At 57.5% G+C, this 8895-nt stretch carries 8 protein-coding genes; all 8 read right to left on the bottom strand.

The features are described from left to right. Positions 1–771 (bottom strand): ABC transporter ATP-binding protein (locus tag B0G75_RS37350; protein WP_106314674.1); only part of this gene is annotated, 771 nt, incomplete at its 3' end. A 22-nt stretch (positions 772–793) separates the two neighbouring features. Continuing rightward, positions 794–1744 (bottom strand): branched-chain amino acid ABC transporter permease, encoded by a 951-nt coding sequence (locus tag B0G75_RS37345; RefSeq protein WP_106314673.1) that lies wholly within the window; start codon positions 1742–1744, stop codon positions 794–796. Positions 1745–2061: 317 nt separating this feature from the next. Continuing rightward, the gene (locus tag B0G75_RS37340; protein ID WP_106314672.1) at positions 2062–2721 is read right to left on the bottom strand and encodes a carbonic anhydrase; all 660 of its coding nucleotides are present in this window, start codon (positions 2719–2721) and stop codon (positions 2062–2064) included. Positions 2722–2933: 212 nt separating this feature from the next. Continuing rightward, positions 2934–3872: an electron transfer flavoprotein subunit alpha/FixB family protein gene (locus B0G75_RS37335; protein ID WP_106314671.1), complete on the bottom strand. Its 939-nt coding sequence runs from the start codon at positions 3870–3872 to the stop codon at positions 2934–2936. A gap of 22 nt (positions 3873–3894) precedes the next feature. Next, on the bottom strand, positions 3895–4644 hold the full coding sequence (locus tag B0G75_RS37330) for an electron transfer flavoprotein subunit beta/FixA family protein (RefSeq protein WP_106314658.1): 750 nt from the start codon (positions 4642–4644) through the stop codon (positions 3895–3897). Between the two features lie 1226 nt (positions 4645–5870). Beyond that, positions 5871–7016, bottom strand: a complete 1146-nt coding sequence (locus tag B0G75_RS37320; protein ID WP_258194900.1) for an FAD-binding oxidoreductase — start codon at positions 7014–7016, stop codon at positions 5871–5873. Between the two features lie 63 nt (positions 7017–7079). After that, complete coding sequence (gene accC / locus B0G75_RS37315) at positions 7080–8429, bottom strand: acetyl-CoA carboxylase biotin carboxylase subunit (protein ID WP_106314670.1); 1350 nt, start codon at positions 8427–8429, stop codon at positions 7080–7082. A gap of 17 nt (positions 8430–8446) precedes the next feature. Next, the gene (locus B0G75_RS37310; protein ID WP_146142586.1) at positions 8447–8878 is read right to left on the bottom strand and encodes a biotin/lipoyl-containing protein; all 432 of its coding nucleotides are present in this window, start codon (positions 8876–8878) and stop codon (positions 8447–8449) included. Between the last annotated feature and the right edge of the window lie 17 nt (positions 8879–8895).

The raw sequence follows: 8895 nt of genomic DNA, 5'->3' as shown, positions 1-8895 counted from the left end.
CAGCTTCACGTTACGGGTGTTGATGCCCATCGCCTTGGCGGCGATTTCGTCTTCGCGGATCGCGGCCCATGCACGGCCGATACGCGAGTGCTGCAAACGCGTACAGACCCAGATCACCAGCAGCGCGGCAAGCACGAACAGGTAGTAGTACGAGTACACCGACGGGAACTGGAAGCCGAACAGCGAGTGCGTCTGCGCGAGACTGAAGTCGCCCAGGTGCACCGAATCGATCCCGGTAATGCCCTTCGGGCCGTTGGTGATGTTCACCGGACGGTCGAGGTTGTTAAGGAAGATCCGGACGATTTCCCCGAAGCCCAACGTCACGATGGCGAGGTAATCGCCTCGCAGACGCAGCGTCGGCGCCCCGAGTATCACGCCGAAAAACGCCGCCACCGCCATCGCGCACGGCACGATGATGAGGAACGGCACGTGCAGCCCGTTCGGTGCGAGATGCGCGATCCACTCGAACTGCGAGGTCAGATGCGGCGAGGACAGCAGCGCCGCGGTATAGGCGCCCACAGCGTAGAACGCGATATAACCCAGGTCGAGCAGGCCGGCAAAGCCGACCACGACATTGAGACCGAGTGCCAGCATCACGTACAGCATCGCGAAGTCGAGCACGCGAACCCAGTAGTTGCCGCCGGCGGTGCCGATGATCATCGGCGCAGCGATCACGAAGAACGCAGTGATGATGCCGACGGTCAGCGTCTTCGCCAGGTTCTTCTCGGGAATGAGCGTCGTGGACGGCTCGATCGATTGAATTGAGGTCATTTGATTTACTCCTTGGCCTGGATCAAGCGCGATCCGCAACGCGTTCGCCGAGCAGACCCGACGGACGGAACACCAGCACGATGATCAGCACGATGAACGCAAACACGTCCTGATAGTTACTGCCGAACACGCCACCGGTCAGGTTGCCGATATAGCCGGCGCCCAACTGTTCGATCAGCCCCAGAATCACGCCGCCGACCATCGCGCCGCCGAGATTGCCGATACCGCCGAGCACCGCCGCGGTAAAGGCCTTCAGGCCGGGGATGAAGCCCATGTAGAAGTGAGCGTTGCCGTATTCGGACGCGATCATCACGCCAGCGAGCGCAGCAAGCGCGGAGCCGATCATGAAGGTGGCCGAGATCACGAAGTTCGGGTTCACGCCCATCAGCGAGGCATTGGCCGGGTTTTCAGCGATGGCTCGCATGGCGCGGCCGAGTTTGGTCTTGTGGACCAGCAGCAGCAGGCCGCCCATCACGAGGAACGCCACCACGATGATCACGACTTCAGTCATCGAGATCACGGCGCCAGGCGTCGTGTCGGTGGCCTTGATCACGTTCAGCGGATCGGTGGGCAGAAGCTGCGGGAAGGGCAGCGGGTTGCGCGACCAGATCATCATCGCGAGCGTTTGCAGCAGGATCGACACGCCGATCGCGGTGATCAGCGGAGCAAGACGCGGCGCCTTGCGCAGCGGCCGGTAAGCCACGCGCTCGATCGTATAGCCGACCGCCGCGCACACGATGGCCGCGATAATCAACGCGATGATGAGCGTCGGCACATTGCCAAGACCGGGGAAGTGGTTCTGAAGCACGCCTATGGCCGAAAGCGCAACCATCGCGCCCACCATCAACACATCGCCGTGAGCGAAGTTGATGATGCCCAGAATGCCGTAAACCATCGTATAGCCCAGTGCGATGATGGCATAAACGCTGCCAAGCACCAATCCGTTGAGGATCTGCTGGATGAGGATATCCATTGCGATTAAGATTGCGAAAATTTGCGGCAGTACCGCGATAAAAGAAACACAGCCGCTGATTTGCGAACAGGAGCTGCACACACCAACGCGAATCCCGAGGAAAAACATTCCTTCGCTTAACGTACAGGAACTTGACGTTTCCGAACCATTCGCTTCGTGGCTTTTAGCGTGCGCCTTCAAACTGCTTATTAACGCGCTAATAGCACCCATCGAGTTATATCGAAATAGGTAATCCTTTAAGTCCATTAACTTATTGCTAATTTCAATAGATAATGAACTTCAGGCTATCGTCAGATACCCCTCTGATTCGCTCTCCTTCACTTTTCAGGGGCAGGGAAACTTCGTAGAGCGCACGCCTGTGGATGGTTACGCAACGGCACAAACCGCTGCGTCGAATTGTCGAGAGCATCAATGTCTCCTGTTGGTATGTCATATACCCATCCGTGAAGGTTCAAACGGCACTGTGCGATTGCCAGTGCTACAGATGGGTGGGTTCGGATATTCGCGAGCTGCGCTACGACGTTATCTTGTACCAATGCGTGAAGTTGCGTGGCCGGTGACTCGTAGGTCCGCGATGCATTGACTAAACGCGCGGCGTCCGCGTATCGCAACCAGCTCCCGACAGCAGGAATATGGTCCAGACATTTGCAGGACGCGATTGCATTCATGGCGCCGCAGTCTGAATGTCCGCAAATTACAATATCGCTTACATTCAGCACCTGGACGGCATATTCAACTGTCGCTGACACCCCACCTGGTTCAGGCCCGTAAGACGGTACGATGTTTCCGGCATTGCGTATAACGAACATATCACCTGGCTCGCGCTGTGTTAGCAGTTCAGGAACAACGCGGCTGTCCGAGCAGGTAATGAAAAGCACGTTCGGACTTTGTTTTTTGGCTAGCTCTTTAAAAAGCGCCGAGCGCTTTGGAAAAATGTTCTTCTGAAACTCAGCAATTCCATCGATGATGTCTTGCACCGTACTACTCCTATCTTCGATAAGGGGATAGAGCGATGCGCCTCGCGGGGATTCGCGAGGTCAGCAAGTCCTAGGTCCTGACGACTCTCGCTTATGAAGCGATCTGCTTGCACATGACCGGCACGGCGCGATCCGCTGAAGAACTTCTGGACGAGATGTTCAAGCGCGACTACATAAATCTACCGCAGGTCTTTGGAACAACGGTCGGCTCGTCAATGCGATACTGCGCCGGTCAACTCAGGTACGATGTCAAACAGATCGCCGACAACACCGTAATCGGCGACGCTGAAAATCGGCGCTTCCGGGTCCTTGTTGATGGCGACGATGACCTTCGAGTCCTTCATGCCGGCCAGATGCTGGATCGCGCCCGAGATGCCGACGGCCACATACAGTTGCGGCGCGACGATCTTGCCGGTCTGGCCGACCTGATAGTCGTTCGGCACGAAGCCGGCATCCACCGCCGCACGCGATGCGCCCAGCGCTGCATTCAGCTTGTCGGCCAGTGGCTCCAGAACCTTCGTGTAGTTCTCACCGCTGCCCAGCCCGCGGCCACCCGAGACGATGATCTTCGCCGAGGTCAGTTCCGGACGATCCAGCTTCGTCACTTCACGGCTCACGAATTGCGACAGACCGGTATCGGCTGCGGCTTCGATCTTCTCGACCGTTGCGCTGCCGCCTTCTGCTGCAACCGGGTCGAAACCGGTCGAGCGGACCGTGATGACCTTGATCGGGTCCTGAGATTGAACCATTGCGATCGCGTTGCCCGCGTAGATCGGACGCTCGAACGTGTCGGCGCTATCCACTGCGGTGATGTCGCTGATCTGCGCGACGTCGAGCTTCGCAGCGATACGCGGCGCGATGTTCTTGCCGTATGCGGTCGCCGGCGCGAGGATGTGCGAGTAGTTCTTCGCAATGTCCAGCACGGTCGCTTCGACGTTTTCAGCGAGGCCTGCTTCGAGTTGCGGCGCGTCGGCCAGCAGCACTTTCGAAACGTCTGCGATCTTCGCGGCCGCATCTGCTGCGGCTTGCGCGTTGTGACCGGCCACCAGCACGTGAATGTCACCACCGATCTTCTGCGCCGCTGCAATCGTGTTCAGCGTCGCGGCCCTGATCGACGCGTTGTCGTGTTCTGCAATTACCAGATTCGTCATTTGCTCTGTCTCCGCGTTCTACTTAAAGCACCTTGGCTTCGGTCTTCAGCTTCTCGACCAGCGTCTTCACATCCGGCACCTTCACACCGGCGGAGCGCCTGGGCGGCTCGACGACTTTTAGCGTCTTCAGGCGCGGCGTGACATCGACGCCGAGGTCTTCCGGCTTGATCGTTTCCAGCGGCTTCTTCTTTGCCTTCATGATGTTCGGCAGCGTCACGTAGCGCGGCTCGTTCAGGCGCAAATCGGTCGTGACCACGGCGGGCAGCGTCAGCGACAGCGTTTCCGCGCCGCCGTCGACTTCGCGTGACACCGTCGCCTTGCCGTCTGCCACGACAACCTTCGAGGCGAACGTGGCCTGCGGCAGGTTCGCCAGCGCGGCCAGCATCTGGCCGGTCTGGTTCGAATCGTCGTCGATCGCCTGCTTGCCGAGGATCACCAGCGACGGCTGCTCCCTGTCGACCAGCGCCTTGAGCAGCTTGGCGACAGCCAGCGGCTGCAGCTCTTCATTCGACTCGATCAGGATCGCGCGGTCCGCGCCGATCGCCAGCGCGGTACGCAGCGTTTCCTGCGCTTGCGCCACACCCGCCGACACGGCGATCACTTCCGTGGCTACGCCTGCTTCGCGCAGACGCACTGCTTCTTCAACCGCGATTTCGTCGAACGGATTCATCGACATCTTCACGTTCGCGAGGTCAAGGCCACTGCCGTCCGACCTGACCCGGACCTTCACGTTGTAATCGACCACTCGCTTAACCGGCACAACAATCTTCATCTCAACTTCCTCTTCCATTAGCCGTAGCTACCCTCAAGCATGACAACGCGATGGACAACCCCAACGTATCTTTGGCAACCAACGTCCAGTCATTCCAAGCACCGCAACGCCTTGACGATCGTCATATCTCTCTGGCCACGTCGCTCGTCGCCTCATCCGTGATCAATTGTCGACATCGAAATCATTCGATCCCACTGTATATTGACGCGGCTCCGTCGAGCTTCGCTTCATGCAAGGCAACGAGTCCCGTTGGAAAGATCCCCTCATCCAAGATGATGGTTCCAGATCTTTCGAATCACGGCCCCACTTTCTGACGGTCAAAAACAAAAGAAAAGCGACTTTTTTCCATCGTAAAACATGCGTAAAAGTGATCGTCCCAAGATCATCGTCCAACCAGCACGGGGAAGTAGCATCTACTCAATGGGATAGAGAGGGAATGAACATCTTCCCGTGCCCAAGCCCACCTCGTCATGCGTCGCGAAGTTGCGAAGTGGAAGTAAAATGGAAAGAATTTCGAGCACCGCCAAATCATGAAAGAAAGTCGGTCTACGGAACCACTATGAGGCGTCGCAAACGCGGTATGAGAATCAGTTCGCCCTTTGAACACACGACTCGTAATGACGTAGCGAATCGAGCAGCCCCCCAATGGCTGAGTCGTGCGACTGCAAGATTCGACAGTAGGTGCGATGAACGCTAGCCGCCTACAGACATGTGCGCTTTTGAATTCGATTGAATTTTCACCCGACGTGAGCGTTGCTTTTTCAGCTCCGTCACCACGGATACCTGAGACTTAGCCGCGCGAATCGCCGAATCGAAATCGGGTTCAGTCGCAACGTGTTTATGGTCAACACTTACCAACCAGCCGCTACTCGAGCGACACCACCGCAAACGTCCTTCGTCAATTAAGGCCGAAAACCATCGCCAAAGAACAGCGTCCTCTTCATTCGCCGCCTTTGCCGCTTCGATCCGTGGCGAGTGGTGAAATTCGTCTTTGATATTTATCGACCCCATAGCGTCGTTACGGCATCCGGGTTATGACCGTGCGTGACGGAGAAATAGCATTCAGGTTGCCGGAGCGCAGAGCGTCAATCTCAGCGACGCATTGCGCTCCTGCTGTCGTTCAGGCCAGTTGACTCTTCGCCGCAAACTTGTCGATATTGTCGATGAGTTGAGCAGCCAGTCCCTGTTGTCCTTCGATCGATGCCCTTCCGCAAAACGACGTCCGATTAATAGACGCCTTTTTCCACGATCTCCTCACCCCGTTCGAATCGATAAGGATCGAGCGCAGACAAATCGAGAGAGCGATATTCACCGTACGTGATGAGTTCCGCCAATCCTCTACCCACACCAGGGCTGTGCATAAGGCCATGCCCGCTGAAACCCGTTGCGAGATAGAGGTTTTGATAACCCATCTGACCAACCAGACCGTTATGGTCGATGGTGTTGAATTCGTAATACCCGGCCCACGCGCGCTCGATGCGCAACGCCTCAAATGCGGGGATACGCTCAGCAAGGGTCGGCCAGATGAATTCCTCGAACGCGCCGAAATCCGGATCCAACGGCAGATCGTCGAAGTCCAACTCAGGCTTCGGCGAAAGATTCAGGATGAAGTGATTTTGCTCGGGCCGCACGTAGATGCCGGTTGTATCCATCAGAATAGGAAAATCAGTGAATCTCGTCGGGCACGACACCATGTACACGGTGCGCCGACGCGGTCTAACCGAAATTTCCAGGCCCATCGTGGCGGCCAACTCGCCCGACCACGGGCCCGCTGCATTAACGAAGATTTCGCCCTCGACGCGGGTGCCATCGGCGAAACGGGCTGCCAGCACCCGGTCCCCCTCGATATCGAAGCCCGTCACATCATTGGTGACGAATTTGACGCCGGCCTCCCGCGCGCGGGACTTAAAGAGCTGCATCAGACTGTAGCCGTCGAACCAGCCTTCACCCGACAAGCCGCGCACCGCATACGACAGGTCGTCAACCTGCAGCCACGGGCATTCTTTCTTCAGTTCTTCTGGCTCATACTCTTTGACCTGCGCACCATAAGAGCGGGCAATTTCGCTTCGTTCGCGAAGCCCTGCTTCCTGATTGGCTTTCGCCAGAAATAGATAGCCTCTGGGGGTCAGGGAAACCTGTTGTGCCACATCCGCTTCACCAGCCATGAACTGGTATCCGAATTGCGAAAGCTGGATGTTAATGGGAGTCGAAAACTGCTGACGCAGAGAACTCGTAGACAAAGCCGACGAAGCGCGTTCATATGTCTGATCGCGCTCGATCACGATGATCGGGCGTTTCGAGTCGTGACTGGAAAGAAAATAGGCAAGCGAACAACCCATCACGCCACCGCCAACAATGATAATCGGCTTCACGGGTACGACTCCAATCTGGATTCAGTTAAAAAATCCTGCTGCGGCAATACGCGCTCTGTCGCGTCAGGGAGCGCTGGCATGCAGTTTCGACTCGAGATAATGGATGGTGACACCCCCTTTCTCGAATTCCGCATCATTCATCAAATCGCGGTGCAAAGGAATATTGGTTTTGATTCCCTCTACCGAGAATTCACGCAGCGCGACGCGCATCCGCTGCATTGCATGCGCGCGGGTCTGCCCATATGCAATCAGCTTTCCGATCATCGAGTCATAGTACGGCGGGACCTCATATCCTGCGTACGCATGCGAATCGACGCGGATACCTGGTCCCCCCGGGATATGCCATTGCTCGATCTTTCCCGGCGTAGGCATGAAGGACACAGGATCCTCTGCGTTTATCCGACACTCGATGGCATGGCCGCGAATGCCGATGTCGCCTTGGCTAAACGAAAGCCGCTCGCCCGCCGCAACAAGGATCTGCTCGCGTACAATATCGATGCCCGTCACCATCTCGGTGACCGGATGCTCTACCTGCACTCGCGTATTCATTTCGATAAAGTAGAAAGCGCCATCTTCATAGAGGAACTCGAATGTTCCCGCGCCGATATATCCCATCTGTCGACAGGCTTCGGCACACTGCTCGCCCACCTTCGAAATCTGGTTACGGTCAATATGCGGCGCCGGGGACTCCTCGATCACCTTCTGATGCCGGCGCTGCAGCGAACAATCACGCTCGCCGAGCCACACTGCCTGCCCGTGCGAATCGGCAAGCACCTGGATCTCGACGTGGCGCGGCTTCTCCAGAAACTTCTCCATGTACACTTCCGGATTGCCAAACGCCCTGCCAGCCTCTTCGCGCGTCATCGTGACGGCGGGCAAAAGTTCGTCCCGCTCGCGGACGATTCTCATCCCCCGTCCGCCGCCACCGCCAGCGGCCTTGATGATGACCGGATAGCCGATACGATCCGCCTCCGCCAACGTCTCGTCCGAATTTTGCGTCAGCGCGCCGCGCGAGCCGGGTACACAAGGCACGCCTGCTTTCAGCATCTCTGCTTTCGCCGATACCTTGTCGCCCATCAGCCGGATCGTTTCGGCGCGGGGCCCGATGAAACCCAGGCCCGACTCGGTGACCCGCTGCGCGAAGAGAGCGTTTTCCGACAGGAATCCGTACCCCGGGTGGACCGCGTCGCTCTTCGTGGCCTCGGCGGCACCGATCACCGCCGCCATATCCAGATAGCTCCTCGACGACTGCGCCGGGCCAATGCAGATCGCCTGATCCGCCAGCTCTACGGATCGCGCATTGCGATCGCCCTCGGAGAACACGCTGACAGAACGGATCCCCAATTCGCGGCACGCACGCTGAATCCGGAGCGCGATCTCACCGCGATTTGCAATCAGGATCTTTTGAAACATTCTTTGGGCTCCGAATCTCAGTTCAATGCAAACAGCGGTTGCCCGGCCGTCACGACGTCGCCGTTCTTGACGAGTATGGCGGCGATCGTGCCTTCGACATCGGCTTCGATCTCGTTCAGCATCTTCATGGCTTCAATGATGCAAAGCGGCTTGCCCGGACGGATGGGGGTGCCTACTTCGACGAATGGCGGATCCTCTGGCGATGCACACGCGTAGAACACGCCTGTCACCGGCGAACAGAACACGCGAGCGGCCTCGTCGGCAGCAGCCGCTACCGACGTCGAGGCTTTCTCGACACTCTCCGGATTGATCCGGAGCAGGATCGCGGGGTCTGATTTGCGTCCGTCCGATTTCAACGTAATCGTCGAATCTCCCTCTCTCAACTTCAGATAGGAAATGTCGGTTTCCGACATCAGTTGAATTAACTGCAGTACTTTTTCAGAGTCCACACTGACGCTCGCTTAGA

It is taken from the genome of Paraburkholderia sp. BL18I3N2, assembly GCF_003001875.1.
GTDB lineage: Bacteria > Pseudomonadota > Gammaproteobacteria > Burkholderiales > Burkholderiaceae > Paraburkholderia > Paraburkholderia phytofirmans.
This window is presented reverse-complemented; position numbering and strand designations above follow the sequence as displayed.